The following is a 17,713-nucleotide window of genomic DNA, read 5'->3' on the forward strand; positions in this document are numbered from 1 at the left end:
GACGTACATCCCGTACTTCTCCCGGCACGACGAGACCCCACGGAGGGCTCACCCATGTCTGTCTTCTCCTCGCTCATGTCCACTTTCGCGAGCCTCGTCGAGGGGCTTTCCGAGTTGCTCGAACCGCTCTTCCAGGCTTCCGCGGCAGCCGCCGCGATCATCCTCTTCACCGCCCTCGTACGACTCCTCGTGCATCCTCTGTCCCGGGCCTCGGCGCGCGGGCAGCGGGCGCGGGCCGCGTTGCAGCCGCAGATCGCCGCGTTGCGGAAGAAGCACGGGAAGAACCCCGAGAAGCTCCAGAAGGCGGTACTGGAGCTGCACGCCAAGGAGAAGGTGTCGCCGCTCTCCGGCTGTCTGCCCAGCCTTTTCCAGCTGCCGGCCTTCTTCCTCCTCTACCACCTGTTCTCCAACTCGCGGATCGGCGGCGAGGCCAACTCCCTGCTCGCCCACCGGCTCTTCGCCGCCCCGCTCGGCGACCGGTGGGCGGACGCCCTGGGCGACGGCGGGGCCTTCGGGGCGGCGGGGCTGGTGTACGTGGCGCTGTTCGTGATCGTCGCGGCCGTCGCCACCTTCAACTACCGGCGTACGAAGCGGATGATGGCGGCCAGTGGCGCGGTGACCGCGGTGGCCGCGGTGACTCCGGCGACCGGCGGCGACCGGGGCGGTCAGGATGGTCAGGGCGGGTTCGGTGAGCAGCAGGTGCCCGGGCTCGGCGCGATCACCAAGGTCATGCCGCTGATGTCCTTCCTCACCCTGTTCACCGTGGCGGTGGTACCGCTCGCCGCCGCGCTGTACGTGGTGACCAGTACGACGTGGAGCGCGGTCGAGCGGGCCGTGCTGTACCGGGACATGCCGGGGGCGGCGCCGGCTGCCGCCGTACTCGGCTGACGCGCCCGGGGCCATGGGCTTGGACCGGCGGGCGGTTACGGTCCAGTCAGTGAACCGGGTATTGCGGACCGGGCGCTGACCTTGGAGGATCGACCAGTCCTCCGATGGCTGCACCCGTCGGACGGGCCGCCCGCGATCAAGGGAGATTGTGCTCATGAAGCTGCTGCGAGTCGGTACGGCGGGGGCCGAGCGTCCCGCGCTCCTCGACGCCGAGGGAGTCCTGCGAGACCTGTCGGGCGTCGTGCCGGACATCGACGGGGCGCTGCTCGCCGACGATGCGGCGCTCGGCCGGATCCGTACCGCCGCCGAAGCCGGGGAACTGCCCGTGCTCGACGCGGCCGGGCTGCGGGTCGGCCCGCCGCTCGCCCGGATCGGCAAGGTCGTCTGCATCGGCCTCAACTACCACGACCACGCCAAGGAGACCGGCGCCGAGCCGCCCGCCGAGCCGGTCATCTTCTTCAAGGCGGCGGACACGGTCGTCGGGCCGCACGACACGGTGCTCGTGCCGCGCGGCTCGGTGAAGACCGACTGGGAGGTCGAACTCGCCGTCGTCATCGGGCGTACGTCGCGGTATCTCGGCTCGCACGAGGAGGCGCTCGCGCATGTCGCCGGGTACGCGGTGGCGCACGACGTGTCCGAGCGGGAGTTCCAGATCGAGCGCGGGGGGACCTGGGACAAGGGGAAGAACTGCGAGACGTTCAATCCGCTCGGGCCGTGGCTCGTGACGGCGGACGAGGTTGCCGATCCGCAGGCGCTCGGGCTGAAGCTGTGGGTGAACGGGGAGTTGAGGCAGGACGGGAGTACGTCCGACCAGATCTTCCCCGTCGCGGAAGTGGTGCGGTATGTGAGTCAGTTCATGACTCTTTACCCCGGGGACGTCATCAACACCGGGACGCCGGCGGGGGTGGCTCTGGGGATGCCTGAGCCGAAGCCGTTCTTGCGGGCGGGGGATGTGGTGGAGCTGGAGATTGAGGGGTTGGGCCGCCAGCGGCAGGTTTTCAAGGACGCGTAGGCGTTCCACTGGGTGGGGCGGGGGACTGCGGTGCGTTGTCGGGTGCGGGGCCGTCGTGGCTTGTCGCGCAGTTCCCCGCGCCCCCAAGAGCTAAAAGATTGCGCAGTTCCCCGCGCCCCCAAAATGCCGTTCCCCGCGCCCCTAAAAGCCAAAAGATTGCGCAGTTCCCCGCGCCCCTGAAAACGCGTCCCTAAGAACTCGCCGCGAAGCGTTCCAGTGCCTCCACCACCATCGCGTGGTCCTCCAGTTGGGGGAGGCCGGAGACCACGACCACGCCGATTACGCCCGCGCCCTCCACTGCGATCGGGAAGGCTCCGCCGTGGGCCGCGTAGGTGTCCGGGTCCAGGCGGGAGGAGTCCTCGAACGTCGTGTTCTTGGCGCGGAAGCGGGTGCCGACCAGGAGGGACGAGGCGGCGTAGCGCTCGACGACCCGGCGCTTGCGGTCGATCCAGGCGTCGTTGTCCGGGGTGGAGCCGGGGAGGGCGGCGTGGAAGAGCTGCTGGCCTCCCCGGCGGATGTCGATCGCGACGGGGGCACTGCGCTCCCGGGCCAGTTCGACCAGGAGCGTGCCGAGGGTCCAGGCGTCGTCGTACGAGAAGCGGGGGAGCGTCAGGCGGCGCTCCTGCTCCTCCAGTTCGGCAATGGTCGGTGCGGTGGGGGCGATGGGGGTGCTCACAGGGTCACCGTCACGTTCTCGCGGGCCGAGCGGCGCGCGGCTTCCAGGACGTCCAGGGCGGCGGCGGCCTCCAGGGCGGTGACCGGGTTCTCGCCGGTGCCGCTCAGGGCGGCGGCGACGGCCGCGTAGTACGCGGGGTACGCGCCGGGCAGGGTCGGGACCGGGGTTCCGCCGCCGGTCAGCGGGGACTCTCCGGAGCCGACGCGGCCCCACAGCTCCTCGGGCTCGACGCCCCACTCCTTCTCCCGGCCCGCGACCGGGCGCTCGCCGTCGCGCAGGGCGGCCTCCTGGGGGTCCAGGCCGTGCTTCACGTAACCGGCCTTCGAGCCCAGCGTGCGGAAACGCGGGCCGAGTTGGGCGGTCGTCGCGGATACGTAGAGGTGGGAGCGGACGCCGTTCGTGTGCGTGATCGCGAAGAACGTGTCGTCGTCGGCCTCCGCACCCGGGCGACGTACGTCCGACTCCGCGTACACCGTGGCCGCCGGGCCGAAGAGGACCAGCGCCTGGTCGACCACATGGCTGCCGAGGTCGTACAGCAGACCTCCGACCTCTGTGGGATCGCCGGACTCGCGCCAGCCGCCCTTGAGTTGGGGGCGCCAGCGCTCGAAGCGGGACTCGAAGCGGTAGACGTCGCCGAGGTCGCCCTCGGCGATCAGCTTCTGGAGGGTGAGGAAGTCGTTGTCCCAGCGGCGGTTCTGGAAGACGGAGAGCAGCAGTCCGCGCTCCTCGGCGAGGGCGGCGAGCTCGCGGGCCTCCGCCGCCGTGCCCGAGATCGGCTTGTCGACGACGACCGGCAGGCCGGTCTTGAGGGCGGCCGTGGCGATCGGGACATGCGTCTTGTTCGGCGACGCGATGACGATCAGGTCCAACTCGTCGGCGCGCGGCCAGAGTTCGTCGGGGGTCGTCGCGATCCGTACGTCCGGGAACTCATCCCTCGCCTGCTGCTGCCGGTCCGCGTTCGCGGTGACGACCGTGTCGAGGGCGAGGCCCTCGGTGGCGGCGATCAGCGGGGCGTGGAAGACGGAGCCCGCGAGGCCGTAGCCGACGAGGCCTACGCGGAAGGGGCACTCGCGGACGGGGCCTTCGCCGAGGGAGGTGCCAGAGCCTGTACCAGTCATGCCCTCCACTTAAGCAACGCTGTTGCCAAAGTGCAAGCACGGGGGACAATGGGGGTGTGGACGCGCGCGAAACAGGGGGGAAGCGAGTGGCTGGGATCGGGGCCGGTTCCGGAGCGGCCCGGGTGACCCGGATGGCCGGGATGGCCGGGTCCCTCGGGGTGGCCGGGGCGGCTGGGGTGCCCGGATCGGCCGGAGGAGGCGGAGGGGGTGGAAGGGGTGGAAGGGGTGGAGAGGGTGGAGCCGGCGGGGTGAACCTGCTCTCGCTGCGCAGTCACAACGGCGCGCTGCTGCTCGATCTGCTCCGACGCGCCGGGCGTACGGGGATGAGCCGCCTCGAACTCGCGGAGCGTACGGGACTGACGCCGCAGGCCGTCAGCAAGATCACCGCGCGCTTGCGGGAGGACGGGCTGGTCACCGAGGCCGGCCGACAGGCCTCCACGGGCGGCAAGCCGCGCACGGTGCTGCGGCTGGTGCCGGAGGCCGGGCACGCGGTGGGGCTGCATCTCGACCGGGACGAGCTGCGGGCCGTGCTCGTCGACCTCACGGGGGCGGTCGTGGGGGAGCGGCGGACCGCGCTGGATCTGGGGGCCGGGGCGGATGCCGTACTGGACGTGGTCGTGGCGGGGACCGAGGCGGTGGTGGCATGCCTGACTCCGGGCTCGGATCCGGGGCTGGGGCTCGGGCCGAGTGCGGGGCGGTCGGGGGCGGCGACCGGGGCAGACCCGGGGATGGGTGCGGGGGCAGGAACAGGGGCTGTGCCCGGGGCTGAGGGGCTGGGCGGTGTCGGGTCCACCGTTCTCGGGGTCGGTGTCGCCATGCCCGGGCCCCTCGATCACACGCACGGCGTGCTGCACCGGGTGACCGGGTTTCCCGAGTGGGACGGCTTCCCCCTCCGTGACGCGCTGACGCGAAGGCTCGGCGTACCGGTCGTGCTGGACAAGGACACGAACGCCGCCGCGCTCGGGCTGGCGGTCGGGGGCGAGGGCGGGGCCTTCGCGTATCTGCATCTCAGTACGGGGCTGGGGGCCGGGCTCGTCCTCGGCGGGGCCGTGCACCGCGGGGCCCGTACCGGGGCGGGAGAGTTCGGGCACCAGGTCATCCAGCTGGACGGGCCACCCTGCTCGTGCGGCAACCGGGGATGCGTGGAGGCGTTGTGCCTCGCGGCGGTGGCACGGGGGGACGTGGACGAGGCGGCGCGGGTCCTCGGGGAAGGAGCCGCGAACCTTGTGGGGCTTCTCGATATCGACCTTGTGCTGCTGGGCGGGCGCACGGTCGCCGCGGAGGAGGCGCGGTTCGTGCGGGGGGTTGGTGCGGTGCTTGATGCTCGGGCGCGGCGGGAGGGGGCGGGTAGTCCTGTGCCTGTACGGGTTGCCTCCGGCGGGGGGCGGGCTGTTGCTGAGGGGGCGGCTCAGTTGTTGTTGGCGCCGTTGTTCGGGCGGGCGGAGGGGTGACGTGCCGCTTCCGCGGGTTCGATGTGGGGTGCGGGTGGGTGGGGGCCGGTCGCTCCCTCACTCTCGGCTTCGCTCGAGCGGGGGGACCCCCTTCGCGGCGGAGCCGCACAATGTCTCGGGATCGTCGGCTTGGCGTCCCTTGCTTCCGCAGACCCTGCTCGTGCCCGGAACTGTGGCTTCCACCACGGTGAATGTGGTCTTGTCCTGGTGAGATCGCCGGATGCTCGGTTTCCTGCTCCGTCTCCTGCCGTTCTGGGTCCGCGAACCCCTCCTCATCGCGGTCGGGTCCGTTCTCGGCGTACGCATCATGTATCTCGCCGTCAGCGATCACAATCGGGTCGCGGCCGGTCTCGGCGTGGTGTTCCTCGTGTTCACCGCAATACGGGTCCACGTGGTGGTCCGGGCCTTGCGCGCACGCCGGAACCCGAGTCCGGCGGGCTCCGCAGCCGGGGCTGCGGCAAACTCCGCAGACGGGGCGGCGGTCGATGCTGCCGCCCAGGCCCAGGCCCAGGCCCAGGCGCATGCCCATACCCATGACCATGCCCAGGCCGGAACGGGGGCGCGTCCCGGCCCGGCCACCCCGGAGAAGGAGCACAACGCATGGGGCCAGGCCGTTGCGGCCGTGGCCGTGTTCGGGGCCCTCGCGGCCGCGCTGTGGGTGGCCCCGCGCGTGATGCCGTCCGACGACGTCACCCCGCGGCCCGCCTCGTGTTCGGACGGGGCACACGAGGAACTGCCGAAGGCCTACAAGCAGACGCCCCAGCCAGTGACCGGTGAAGAGCTGTGCAAGGCGCTCAACCGGCCGGACCTGGCCAAGCTCCTGGGAACGCCTGGCGAGACCGCGACCACTGCCTCCGGCACCAGCAACACCGCTCCTCTGACTGATGGGAAGGTCGCCCAACCGGAGGCCGAGGTCACGTTCGACACGTACACCGTGAATGTCTCGGCCACCTACAACGAGCTGTCGACTGATCAGTACGTGAAGTTGATGAAGTTCGGGGACGAGAAGGCCGTCAAGACGCTCACGGTTCTCGGCCGGCCTGCGGTCTTCTCCTCGGCTCACACCATGCAGTTCCAGATCGATCTAGGGAATGGCGGATCCGGTGGACCGGTCGAAGAAGGGCCCCTGGCCAGGACGCTGTCCGTGGCCCTGGACCGTGGTGACCGGGGCGGCTACTGCGAAATTACCGTGTGGAGCACGTCCGGAGCCCTCCCGGACGACAGCGCTCTCCTCGACATCGCTGGAAAGGTTCTTTCGAGAATCCCCGAACGGCTTGTCCGATGAGACGCCGAGAACAGGACGGCGTGGTACGGACATGGCGCCGGGTTTTCCGGAGGTTGTGGGCCGCGCGGCCGTCGGCGCGGCAGAGATAGCCTGCGCGAATGAAGCGGATTCAGCGGGCCGCCGGCGCGGTTGTCGGCTCAGCCGTGGGCGATGCCCTGGGTGGCCCCTTCGAGTTTGGCCCCCAAGGAGCGTTCTCCGCGCGGTTTCCCGCGCCCGGTGCCGGTGGCGAGATGCGCGGAGGCGGTGGCTGGGATCCTGGCGAGGCCACTGACGACACGCAGATGGCTGTTCTGGTCGCGGAGTCGCTGCTGGAGCGGGGCGGACTGGATCTGCCGGACATCTTCGCCCGCTTCCAGCGGTGGGCAGCATCAGACCCCAAGGACATCGGCCTGCAGACCGAAGACGTCCTGACCAATGGCATGCCCTGGGACCTCGCCGCCGCGATCCATTTCCAGGTCAACCAACGAGCAGCGGGAAACGGCTCCTTGATGCGGGCATCGACCTCCGCGGTCCACTTCGCGGCCTCCGGCCAAGAAGCCACCATGGACGCGGCCCGCCGCATCGCTGCCCTCACCCACGGTGACCGTGCCGCCTGGGAGGGCACCGCGATCTTCCACGAACTCATCCGCGTTGCGTTCGAGGACACCGACCCCCTCACCGTGCTCCCGGACATCCTGGCTCTCGTCCACCCCGACCACCGCGGCCGCTACGCCACAGTCCTCGCGCCCGACTGGCACCCCGACCAGGCGACCGAGTTCAACGGCGCCGTCTGGCCCTGCCTGGGCTCCGCCGTCTGGGCCCTGCGCACCACCACCAGCTTCGAGGACGCGATACGCGCGGCGATCGACCTCGGCGGTGACACGGACACCGTCGCCGCGGTGACCGGAGGCCTCGCGGGGGCGTACTACGGGCTGGATGCCATCCCCGCTCACTGGACCCAGCCGCTCCATGTCCCCCTCCCGGGCTTCGACGGACGCGTGCTGCGCCTGGCAGATCTGCTCCACCTCGCACACCGCCTCGGAGGCTGAACCGGATCCTGCTCCGCGATGGCACCTTCCACGAACGCCAGCCCTCAGCCAGCCCCGACCCGCCCCGCCGATTGTTGCCCCGACCGGGCGTACTCCCCACCCCGAACGGTCCCCGTGCCAGCGTGCCGGAGCCGGCCGTGGTGGTCGGCGTGGCAGGGTCCCGTGTCCATGCGACTGAGCACATCCGTGTTTCTTGCCGTCACCGCTGCAGCCGCCCTTATCTCTGTGCCCGCCGTTGCCGTGCCGGGGGCGGAACATCGGCCGAGTCGGCCCACCTGTGCCGAACCGGGAGACCGGGAGTTTCCCCTCCGTACGCGGATCCATGGCGGGCCCGCCGCCTATGACGCCGGGGGCGGCTTTCGGACCTGGTACGTCGATCTCACCAACACCACCGAGGCGACCTGCGGGAACATCCACCCGGTCGTCGTCCTCGTGGACGAGAAGCGGGCGTTGAAGCCTGAGCAGCCGCGTCTCGAGTTCTACGACGGGGAGCGGCCCCGTCCCGTCACCTTCGAGTTGACCGAGCAGGACGAGAACATCGGCGTCCTCGGCTCCCCCGCGGGCACGCCTGACGACTCCGAGTCCGACTCCGAGTCCGACTCCGGGGGCGAAGAGGCCGTGTTCCCCGGATTCACCGTGGCGCCCGGCGCGACCTTCTCCGTCAAGGTGCGGCTCGCCGTCACCTCGGACGCCGTGGCCAACGACGTCGTCGCGTACGCCGCAGTCGTACAGCGCCACGAGGGCGGGAACGACGGCGACTGGGTCGGGCAGTCGAACGACTACCGCTTCCGCATCCTCGGCGAGGGCGAAAATGCCGAGAATGCCGAGGAAGGCGAGAAGAGGGAGAAGGAAGGCGAGAAGAGGGAGAAGAAGGGGGAGAAGAAGGGGGAGGAAGGCGACGTCGGTGTCACGGGCGACCAGAACCGTGAGGGCGGCGCCGCTGCTGCCGAAGCCGTACCGGATCGTCTGCCCTTCGCGGAGGAGCTGGCCCGGACGGGGCTGGATTCACCCAGTGACATCGTCGCCGCGACGGCGGCCACGCTCCTGCTCCTCGGCGCGGGGCTCGGCGCACTGCTCGCGGCCCGCCGCAGACGCTGAGCCCCCAGCCGGACCCACTGCTCGCTCAGCCCGTTGCCGCCCCCTCCATCAAGTCCTCTCCACCCAAGTCCTCTCCACCCAAGCCCTCTCTACCAAGTCCTCTCCATCAAGTCCCCTCCGCCAAGATCGAGCGGATGACCAGTTGACTAGTCTGGGGACGTCGCAGCACGCGTACGGCAGGAGACGGCACATGGCAGAGCGCAAGCCCATCGAATCGTGGCTCACCGACATGGACGGCGTGCTCATCCATGAGGGCGTGCCGATCCCCGGCGCCGACGCCTTCATAAAGAAGCTCAGGGAGTCCGGGAAGCCTTTCCTGGTGCTCACCAACAATTCCATCTACACGGCCCGTGACCTGCACGCCCGCCTGCGGCGGATGGGCCTTGACGTGCCCGTCGAGAACATCTGGACGTCCGCCCTGGCCACCGCCCAGTTCCTGGACGACCAGCGCCCCGACGGCTCCGCGTACGTCATCGGAGAGGCGGGTCTGACCACCGCGCTGCACGACATCGGGTACGTCCTGACCGACCACGACCCCGACTACGTGGTCCTCGGCGAGACCCGTACGTACTCCTTCGAGGCCATGACCAAGGCCGTGCGGCTGATCAACGACGGCGCCCGGTTCATCGCCACGAACCCCGACGAGACCGGCCCGTCCGCCGAGGGCGCGCTGCCCGCCACCGGAGCCGTGGCCGCGCTGATCACCAAGGCGACCGGCAAGCAGCCGTACTTCGCGGGCAAGCCGAACCCGCTGATGATGCGTACGGGACTCAACACCATCGGGGCGCACTCCGAGACCAGCGCGATGATCGGCGACCGCATGGACACGGACGTCCTGGCCGGCCTGGAGGCGGGCATGGAGACCTTCCTCGTCCTCACCGGTCTCACCACGGCCGCGGAGATCGAGAAGTACCCGTACCGCCCGTCCACGATCGTCGACTCCATCGCGGACCTCGTCGACCGCGTCTGAGTCACCCCCTCCCACGCGCGCACAGGACCGCCACCCGTACGGAGCAGCGGACCCCCTCCCCGGATGCGCCCCCGCGTCCCGAGGAGGACGCTCCAGGTATCTGGAGGTTCACGATGGGTTCATTGCGACTCACTCTCTGTGCCGGGGCGGTGGCTGCCACCGCGCTCGCCCCGCTCGCTCCCGCCGCGTACGCGGCCGACGGAGGTGTATCCGTGACCCCGGGCTCCCCAACTCCCGGCAGCGACATCCAGCTGCGGGTCCAGGGCTGCACCGGGATGTCGGGCACCGCCGCGTCCGAGGCGTTCGTCGCCGACGCGCAGCTCACCGGGAGCCCCGGGGTCCTCACCGGCGAGACTCGCGTCCGCTCGACGCTCGACCCCGGCACGTACGACGTCAGGGTCACCTGCGACGGCTTCGAGGACAAGGTCAAGGGCACGGTCACCGTCCCCGACAAGAAGCAGCAGGAGAAGCAGAAACAGAAGCAGGAGAAGCAGGAACAGAAGAAGCAGGAACAGAAGAAGCAGGAACAGAAGGAGACTCGGGAACAGGGGGAGAAGAAGGAGAAGGAGAAGGAGAAGGAGCCTGACGACTCGGCGGCTTCGCCCGTCGCGCCCGTAGCTCCCGCGTCGCCCGTCGCGCCCGTGCAAGCGGGCGGTGGCGGCACCGCGCGGCTCGCCGTCGTCGACGCCCGCGCCGAGGGGCCCGGTACCGGGCACGCGGTGGTCGGGCTGGTCCTGGCCGGTGTCGCCGCCGTCGTCGTGGTGGTCCGCAGTGCCCGCCGGGGACGCGGCAGTGCCGGTGGCGGTACCGGCGGCACGGACTGACCGGCCATGTCCGACCGGGAGGACCGGGAACGCACCTCAGGCGGCGGCCGGCTGCTCATGGGGCTGGCGTGGGCGCTGCTGCTGCTCGGACTGTGGCTGTGGGGCCGCGAGGTGACCGACGTACGCCAGGGCATATCCGCGCCGACCACGGGTGACGTGGCGGCGGTCGGACGGCCGCTCGGCGTCGAACTGCCGCCCGCGGTCGAACCGTTGGGGGAGGCACGGCCCCAACGTGTGGACATCCCCGCACTGGGCGTACGGGCACCCGTGGTGACCCGTGGGCTCGACCCGCGCGGGGCGATCGACCCGCCGCCGTACGGGAAGCCGGGGACCGTCGGCTGGTACGGGGGCGGGGCACGGCCCGGGGCGGCCGGGACCGCGCTGCTCGTCGGGCACGTGGACACCGAGAGCCGGCCCGCGGTCTTCTACCACCTCAGCGAGGTGCGGCCGGGCGAGACGATCCGGGTGCTCCGCGACGACGGCACGGTCGCCGAGTTCACCGTCGAGGACGTCCAGGTCTTCGCCCGGGACCGCTTCGACGCCGAGAAGGTGTACGGGACACGGCAGACCGGCCGCGCCGAACTGCGCCTGATCACCTGCGGCGGCACCTTCGACCGGACCAGCCGCACCTACACGGCGAACGTGGTCGTCTCCGCGTACCTCAGCGGTACGGATCTGTAGCCCCGGAGGCCGTGTCGGGAGCCCTGGCCCCCGCACCTGGCCCGGTCGACGACCGCTCCCCCCAGAGCCGCCGACCGGGCTGGTCCTCGACCGTGCGCGCACGGGCTGCGGGAGTAACCCGGCGACCGGCACGGGAGGTTCAGGGGTCCATCCGAGCGTCACGAACCGAGCATCACGAATGGCCTGACAGCCAGGGGCCTGGGCCGTCTGAGACGACTCTAGAACGGATGAGCGCTCCGGCCTAGAGTCTGATTGACGCCAAGTCCCGGTCTGGTGGCTCTGAGTCATCCATGCAGCTAGTCGCGGGGTCTACGAGCGTCCGGGGCGCCCGCGGCCCAGCTCGGCGGCGTCCTCCGAACCCGCGAGCACGGCCGTCGCGACCTCGTCGAGGGGCAGTCGGCGACTGCGCGCGTACTGGCGCAGCGCCAGGAACGCGTCGCCGACCCCGGTCTGCCAGCGCTCGGCGAGCATGCCCTTCGCCTGCTCGATGCGTACGCGGCTGGAGAGAGCCCCTTGCAACTGGCCCGTCAGGGTGCGGTATTGGGTGTGCAGTCGGTGGTTGGTGAGCCCGAGGGCGGCCGCGTCGGCGAGGGCCTGCGCGAGATGCAGCCCGGAGCCGTCGGTCGACCCGGACCCCAAGCCGGACGTCGGCCCCGCCCCGTCGGTCGACCCCGAACCGTCGGCCGCCTCTGAACCGTCGGCCGACCCCGAACCGTCGGCCGCCTCTGAACCGTCGGCCGACCCCGAACCGTCGGCCGCCCCCAACCGACCCGCGGGCCGGGCCAGTTCGGGCAGGAACACGTTGAGCGCGCCGAGCTGGGCCCCGTCCCGGCGCAGCGGCACGGCGAAGGTGCCCCCGATGTCGTACCGCAGGGCCCGTTCCGTGAAGTCGGGCCAGCGCAAGGCGGCGTGGGCCGCCCGGATCGCGACCGGCGGGACCGGTTCTCCGGTGCCGTAACTGTCCAGGCAGGGTCCGCCGTGGTGCTGGACCTCCAACAGGTCGAGCGCCAGCTCCCGTTGGCGGCTGCTCACGCCGAACGACACCCTCTCGCCGCCCTCGATCAGCATGATGCCGGCCGCCGAGGCGTTCAGCAGAGTCACACAGTGGTCGGACAGCCGTCGCAGGTACGCCACCGTGTCGAAGGCCTCGGAGAGCGTGTCGGCGGCCTCCACGAGGGCGGCTCCCAGCCGCGCCTCCCGGCTGCTGTCTCGCATGTCCACGCCCTTCCCGAGACGGGCTCCCGACCTCCGCACATCCGGTCGGCGCCTACCCGGTCGGCGAGAGGTGTAACAGGTAATGGACAAGACTCAACCGCGCTCGTGGGCGGAGCGACACGTATGTCAGGATTGGTACTTCGGACGGTGCACCCGAGGGGGAGCTAGATGTACGGGAGCAGGGGGGCTGTGTCACTTTTCGCCTCTGGAGGGGTGACCAAGGCATCCGCGGCGGTGGCAGGGGCGGTGCTGCTGCTCGCGGGATGTTCTTCCTCGGGCGACGACGGCGAGAAGGACAAGTCGGGCGCCAAGGTGAGTCAACAGCCCAAGGACAAGGACCCGTACTGGGTCAATCCCGACGGGAACGCGGCCGAGCAGGTGGCCTCATATGTGAAGGACGGCAAGAAGGACGACGCCGAACTGGTCCGCAAGATCGCCGAGCAGCCCACCGGAGAGTGGCTCACTCCGGAGAACGCCGAACAGGAGGCGCGCGGCTTCACCGAGGCCGCGGCCAAGGTCGACCGGGACGCGCTGCTCGTCGTCTACAACATCCCGCACCGCGACTGCGGCCAGTTCTCCGGCGGCGGCGCCGCGGACGGGAACGCGTACCGGGCCTTCATAGACCAGGTGGCCAAGGGTATCGGTGACCGCGCGGCCACCGTGATCCTGGAGCCGGACGCCGTGCTGCACATGGTGGACGGCTGCACTCCGGACGAGTTCCACGAGGAGCGCTACGACCTCCTCAAGGGCGCGGTCGAGAAGTTCAAGTCCCTGAAGAACACGAAGGTCTACCTGGACGCGGGCAACGCGGGCTGGGGCAAGCCCGACAACATCACCGAGCCGCTGAAGCTGGCGGGCGTCGAGCAGGCCGACGGCTTCTCGGTGAACGTGTCCAACTTCTACTCGACGGCCGACAGCACGAAGTACGGCAAGGAGCTGTCGTCGAAGGTCGGCAACAAGCCGTTCGTGATCGACACCAGCCGCAACGGCAACGGCCCGTACACGGAGGGCGACCCGCAGGAGAACTGGTGCAACCCGCCCGGCCGCGCGCTCGGCGAGTCGCCCACGACCCAGACGGACGACGACCTCGTCGACGCGTATGTGTGGGTCAAGCGGCCGGGTGAGTCCGACGGGACCTGCAAGGGGGGCCCGAAGGCGGGGGAGTGGTGGGCGGACTACGCGCTCAAGCTCGCGAAGGCGAGCAAGTAACCGCCCGCGAGCAACCGCCCGCGAGTAACTGTCTGCGAATAACCGTCTGTACGTGACTGGGGGCGCCCTCCACAGTGGAGGGCGCCCCCAGTCACGTACAAGTGCGAGCTCTACGGGTGGGTCATCTACGGGTGGGTCAGGGGATCTTGACCCACTGGGCCTCGCTCGGGGTGCCCTGGTCGTCCGTGACGAACAGCATGTACCAGCCGGACTCGACGAGGTTGCGGCTCTTCGGGACGGTGACCTCGATGCCCTTGTCCGTCTTCGTGAAGTCCAGCGCGATGGACCGCTGGTCGACGTCGGTGACGTGCGTGGACGCGCTCGGCCGGATCAGCCGGGCCGTCTTGATGGACGAGGCGTGCTGCGAGGTGAACGTCGCCGATTCGCCGCGCTTGATGGTCTTCGGACCGCCGGAGAGCGAGGGGCGCGAACCCTGGAACAGATACGGCGGCGTGTAGATCTCGACGCGCTGCTCGAACTTGCCCGGCTTGGTGTTGGCCTTGTCGGCGTAGAGCGAGTCCGAGCCGAAGAACATCACGCGGCCGTCGGGCAGCAGGATCGAGCCCGAGTGGTAGTTCCGGCCCACCAGCGGGTCGGCCACGCGCTTGAACTCGTTGGTCTTCGAGTCGTACATCCGCGCCTGGAGGATGTTGGAGTCACCGCGGCCGCGGTAGTCCTCCGAGCCGCCGGACACCAGCACGTCGTCGTCGGGCAGGATCGAGTACTGCGGGTAGCGCGTGCCCTTCTCCATCTCCGGCCCGTCCACGAACTTCGGGCCGTCGGCCAGCAGGTCGATGATGCGGGTCTTCTTGCTGGACTTCTCGGACTCGCCGACCCCGCCGCCGCCGATCACCATGTACTTCTCGTCCTGCGCGGGCGGCAGCAGCACCGTGCCCGCGGTCTCCAGGAGCTTGGGGTCGGACATGCCGGTGAGCTTGTTGAACTTGTTCGACTTCAGGTCCCAGATGCCCGGGTCACGGCCGACGTTGTCGGGGCCGTAACCGGCGTTCGCGCCCGAGTAGAACAGCTTGCCGTTCTGCATAAGGGAGATCGCCGGGTAGGTCGGGAACTGCCTGATGCCCTTGGTGTACGTCCACTTCTTGGTCTTCGGGTCGTACACCTCGTTCTTGCCCGGCACCAGCTGGCCGATCTCGTCCAGGCCGGAGAGGCTGAGGATCTTGCCGTCGGACAGGGTGGTGAGCGTCGGGTACCAGCGCGCCTCGTTCATCGGGTCGACCTTGATGTACTTCTCGGCGACTGGGTCGAACTCGTAGGCGTCCTTGATGCCCTGGAAGTCCTTCTTGTCCAGGGCGAGCTTCTCGGCGATGCCGTACGTGTTGCGGGTGTCGGCGCCCGACAGGCCCTGCACGCGGTAGTTGTCCTGCGTGCCCGTCTCGTACTTCTTGCCGCTCTTCTGCGCCTCGACGTAGATCCGGCCCAGGCCCGGTTCGTTGCGCAGGAACTCGCCCGTCGCCGGGTCGAAGACCTTCCTGGCCCGCTCGACGACGACCGGGTCCTTCGACTCGAAGGTCTGGCCGTTCTCCTTGCCCGTGAAGAGGGTGCCCGCGGGCAGGGTGATCGGCTTGTCCGGGTTCTCGTTGTGGACGACCATCAGGCCACCGGCCTTGGTGGTGTCGCCCTTGAGCTTCTCGTACCGCTTGGTGCCGCCCGCGATCAGCAGGTTGCCGTTGGGCAGCTGCGTATGACCGGTGCAGAACAGGTCGGCGGGCGTCGGGACCTTCTTGATCGTCTTCTTGACCGGGTCCCAGATCCGTGTGTCGAACTTCTTCGCGTCGAAGTTGTCCTGGTTGTTCCCGGAACCCGCGATCAGCAGGATCTTGCCGGTGTGCAGGAGCGCGGCGTGGATGGTGTTGAGCCGGAACTCCTCCGGGAACTCGACGATGTCCCACTTGCCGTTGTCGGCCTTGTACTCGGGCCTGTTGATCTTGTACTCGTGGTACTGCTCCGACCCGAAGCGGTAGAGCGCGGGTCCGTTCATCCCGGCCAACGCAAGCACCACCGCCGCACCTATCGCGATGCGGCGGGCACGGCGGCGGCTGGAACCGTCTTTCACTTCAATCCCCGTCTAACTTGTCGTGGTGGCTGGCGTGCAAGGCTTTTCGGCTGAGGGTCCTGGGCTCTGGGGTCCGAGGGTCGGTGGCGGACCCGCCGCCGACCCTCGGACTCAGTTCCCGGAGTGGTGGGACTCAGTTCCCGGAGTGGTGCTGCCGTCCCCCGAGGGCGATCTGGACCGTCTGGTCGTTGCCCCCGCCTGCCGCCCAGCTCGGCTTGTGCTGAGGTGTGTGCGGTGCGGACGGAGGCTGCTGGGAATCCTGGGGCTGGTGGGGAATGCGGCTGTCCTGCGGGGGCGCGGGCGGCTCCTGGGACCCGCCCTGCCGGTGCTTCCTGCCCTTCTTGTCCTGCCGCATCATCCAGCGCCAGGCGAACATCGGCGAAGCGGTGATGAGCAGCGCGAAGGTCGCCCAGATGATCATCGCCGGGTGGGCGTGACCGTAGACGAAGCCCGCGGCGATCGAACCGGCGAAGATCAGCATGAAGTACCAGTGGTACCGGAAGGTCCCGAACCAGGTGTCCGGGCTCGCGGAATCGCCCTTGGGGGTGACCACGAACTTGCTCTTGCGACGCAGTACGGAGTCGATCAGCGCCTTCGCGTAGAGCGGCGCCGAGAGCGCGGACATGATCATGCCGGCCACACCGCCGGAGCCCTCGGGCTCGTGCGGCGAGACGTTGTGACGGCGGTTCCAGACGTAGAGGCCGATCTGCAGCGCGGAGGCGTTGCCGTAGAGCATCAGCCAGATCGCCGGGTCGATGTTCACACCCGAGGCGCCGAGGCCCAGGAACAGGGCGCAACTCAGGGCCGCCAGGATCCAGTTGAGCGCCGACATCGGGTAGAAGATGATCATCATCGTGTAGTTGAAGAGCTTGCTCGGCGGCAGCGAGTACCAGCCCTTCCAGTACTGCTTGAGGATCGTCTCGTACGTCCCTCGCGACCAGCGCATCTGCTGGGTGAAGAAGTCCGTCCAGGCGTTCGGGCCCTCACCGACGGCGAGCACGTCCGGCGTGTAGACCGAGCGCCACTTCTTGCCCGTCGCCGGGTTCTTGTGGCGGTGGATCTCGAAGCCGGTCGCCATGTCCTCGGTGATCGAGTCGTACAGACCGCCGATCTGCTTCAGCGCCTTGATGCGTACGGCGTTGGAGGTGCCGACGAACATCGGGGAGCCGTAGGCGTTGCCGGCGCGCTGGATCAGCGCGTGGAACAGGAACTGCTGCGACTCGGCGGCCTTGGTGATCGGGTTGTCGTAGTTGCCGTAGACCTGCGGGCCGATCACGAAGCCGACGTTCGGGTCGCGGAAGAAGCCGAGCATCCGCTCCAGGTAGTTCGGCAGCGGGATGTGGTCGGTGTCGACGGAGGCGAAGTAGTCGTAGTTGTCGCCGTGCGCGTCCAGCCAGGCGTTGTAGTTGCCGTGCTTGGTCTTGGCGCGGTGCGGGCCCTTGGGCATGTTCCACTTCGCGATGCCCTTGCGGGAGAAGTGGCGCACGCCCAGGCGCTCGCAGACCGCCTTCACCTCGGGGTCGTCGCCCTCGTCGAGCAGCCAGACGTGCATGAGGCCACGGTGGCGGATCTTGACCGCGGCTTCGAGGGTCTTCGTCACCATCTCCAGCGGCTCTTTGCCGGGCACGAAGGAGGTGAGGAAGGCCACTCGCGTGCCGGTCTCGGGCACCACCGGGATCGGGTCGCGGGCGACGAGCGTGGCGTGCGCGTTCGACAGCACGTTCATGCAGCGGAAGAGCTCGATCAGACCGATCGCGACCAGCATGACCATGTCGAGAGCGGGCAGGAAGTCGTAGGCGGGGTAGTCCCGCTCGGTCCAGTGGGTGGGCTGCAGCAGCCAGGCGAGCAGCACGAGCGACAGCAGCGGCGCGGCGCCCAGCATGAGGGCGGCGCGCAGCCGGTGCGGCTCCTGCGAGAGCAGTGAGCGGTACTCCACCTTGTACGGCTTGGTCGGATCGGGCTGTGTGAGAGGCCCGGCGAGCCGGCTGTAGTGCTCGTAGTCGTATCTCGGCAGTGTCTTCTTGATTCTCCGGAAGCTGCCGGTCCGAGTCTGTGACGGCACCCTCAATTGGGTGGTCTCGGACGGATCGGAGTTCTGCCGGGCGCCCGTCGGCGTCGACGTCATGAGTCATCCCCCCACACGCGAACCATCGCGTGCTCGTTGTTCCGTTCGCCTGCTCAGGT

Annotated in this window: 15 protein-coding genes; 10 read left to right on the forward strand and 5 right to left on the reverse strand. The window is 69.5% G+C overall.

The annotated features are described in order from the left end of the window. Nucleotides 1–75: 75 nt before the first annotated feature. The gene (locus OHA11_RS29705) at nucleotides 76–888 is read left to right on the forward strand and encodes a YidC/Oxa1 family membrane protein insertase (protein WP_266507555.1); all 813 of its coding nucleotides are present in this window, start codon (nucleotides 76–78) and stop codon (nucleotides 886–888) included. A gap of 154 nt (nucleotides 889–1,042) precedes the next feature. Next, nucleotides 1,043–1,900 carry a fumarylacetoacetate hydrolase family protein gene (locus OHA11_RS29710; RefSeq protein WP_266501618.1) on the forward strand — a complete coding sequence of 286 codons (858 nt, stop codon included), beginning with the start codon at nucleotides 1,043–1,045 and terminating at the stop codon, nucleotides 1,898–1,900. A gap of 190 nt (nucleotides 1,901–2,090) precedes the next feature. On the opposite strand, the gene OHA11_RS29715 is transcribed toward OHA11_RS29710, so the two are convergent. Continuing rightward, nucleotides 2,091–2,564, reverse strand: a complete 474-nt coding sequence (locus tag OHA11_RS29715; RefSeq protein ID WP_266507557.1) for a heme-degrading domain-containing protein — start codon at nucleotides 2,562–2,564, stop codon at nucleotides 2,091–2,093. Nucleotides 2,565–2,572: 8 nt separating this feature from the next. Next, nucleotides 2,573–3,694, reverse strand: coding sequence for a Gfo/Idh/MocA family oxidoreductase (locus OHA11_RS29720; RefSeq protein ID WP_266501620.1), 1,122 nt, complete (start codon nucleotides 3,692–3,694; stop codon nucleotides 2,573–2,575). 140 nt (nucleotides 3,695–3,834) lie between these two features. Between OHA11_RS29720 and OHA11_RS29725 the strand changes: the two genes are divergently transcribed. The 7 genes from OHA11_RS29725 to OHA11_RS29755 all read left to right on the forward strand — a co-directional run bounded on the left by OHA11_RS29725 (nucleotide 3,835) and on the right by OHA11_RS29755 (nucleotide 11,031). Further along, nucleotides 3,835–5,145, forward strand: coding sequence for an ROK family transcriptional regulator (locus tag OHA11_RS29725; protein WP_266507563.1), 1,311 nt, complete (start codon nucleotides 3,835–3,837; stop codon nucleotides 5,143–5,145). A 220-nt stretch (nucleotides 5,146–5,365) separates the two neighbouring features. Then, complete coding sequence (locus tag OHA11_RS29730; RefSeq protein WP_266501622.1) at nucleotides 5,366–6,430, forward strand: DUF6215 domain-containing protein; 1,065 nt, start codon at nucleotides 5,366–5,368, stop codon at nucleotides 6,428–6,430. A 98-nt stretch (nucleotides 6,431–6,528) separates the two neighbouring features. Continuing rightward, a complete protein-coding gene (locus OHA11_RS29735) occupies nucleotides 6,529–7,458 on the forward strand; it encodes an ADP-ribosylglycohydrolase family protein (RefSeq protein ID WP_266501624.1) in 930 nt (309 codons plus the stop codon). Between the two features lie 162 nt (nucleotides 7,459–7,620). Then, entirely contained in the window at nucleotides 7,621–8,556 is a 936-nt protein-coding gene (locus tag OHA11_RS29740; protein ID WP_266501626.1) for a hypothetical protein, read from the forward strand. A gap of 190 nt (nucleotides 8,557–8,746) precedes the next feature. Beyond that, complete coding sequence (locus tag OHA11_RS29745; RefSeq protein ID WP_266501628.1) at nucleotides 8,747–9,526, forward strand: HAD-IIA family hydrolase; 780 nt, start codon at nucleotides 8,747–8,749, stop codon at nucleotides 9,524–9,526. A gap of 113 nt (nucleotides 9,527–9,639) precedes the next feature. Beyond that, entirely contained in the window at nucleotides 9,640–10,350 is a 711-nt protein-coding gene (locus tag OHA11_RS29750) for a hypothetical protein (RefSeq protein WP_266501630.1), read from the forward strand. 6 nt (nucleotides 10,351–10,356) lie between these two features. Then, complete coding sequence (locus tag OHA11_RS29755; protein ID WP_266501632.1) at nucleotides 10,357–11,031, forward strand: class F sortase; 675 nt, start codon at nucleotides 10,357–10,359, stop codon at nucleotides 11,029–11,031. A gap of 309 nt (nucleotides 11,032–11,340) precedes the next feature. Here the strand turns inward: OHA11_RS29755 and OHA11_RS29760 are convergent, their stop codons facing one another. Further along, nucleotides 11,341–12,246, reverse strand: a complete 906-nt coding sequence (locus tag OHA11_RS29760) for an ANTAR domain-containing protein (RefSeq protein ID WP_266501635.1) — start codon at nucleotides 12,244–12,246, stop codon at nucleotides 11,341–11,343. A gap of 168 nt (nucleotides 12,247–12,414) precedes the next feature. Here OHA11_RS29760 and OHA11_RS29765 point away from each other — a divergent pair, with 168 nt between their 5' ends. Beyond that, nucleotides 12,415–13,455 carry a glycoside hydrolase family 6 protein gene (locus OHA11_RS29765; protein WP_266501638.1) on the forward strand — a complete coding sequence of 347 codons (1,041 nt, stop codon included), beginning with the start codon at nucleotides 12,415–12,417 and terminating at the stop codon, nucleotides 13,453–13,455. 136 nt (nucleotides 13,456–13,591) lie between these two features. Here the strand turns inward: OHA11_RS29765 and OHA11_RS29770 are convergent, their stop codons facing one another. Further along, entirely contained in the window at nucleotides 13,592–15,529 is a 1,938-nt protein-coding gene (locus OHA11_RS29770; RefSeq protein ID WP_266501639.1) for a kelch motif-containing protein, read from the reverse strand. Between the two features lie 133 nt (nucleotides 15,530–15,662). Beyond that, entirely contained in the window at nucleotides 15,663–17,654 is a 1,992-nt protein-coding gene (locus OHA11_RS29775) for a glycosyltransferase family 2 protein (protein WP_266501641.1), read from the reverse strand. Between the last annotated feature and the right edge of the window lie 59 nt (nucleotides 17,655–17,713).

Source organism: Streptomyces sp. NBC_00878 (genome assembly GCF_026341515.1).
Taxonomy (GTDB): domain Bacteria; phylum Actinomycetota; class Actinomycetes; order Streptomycetales; family Streptomycetaceae; genus Streptomyces.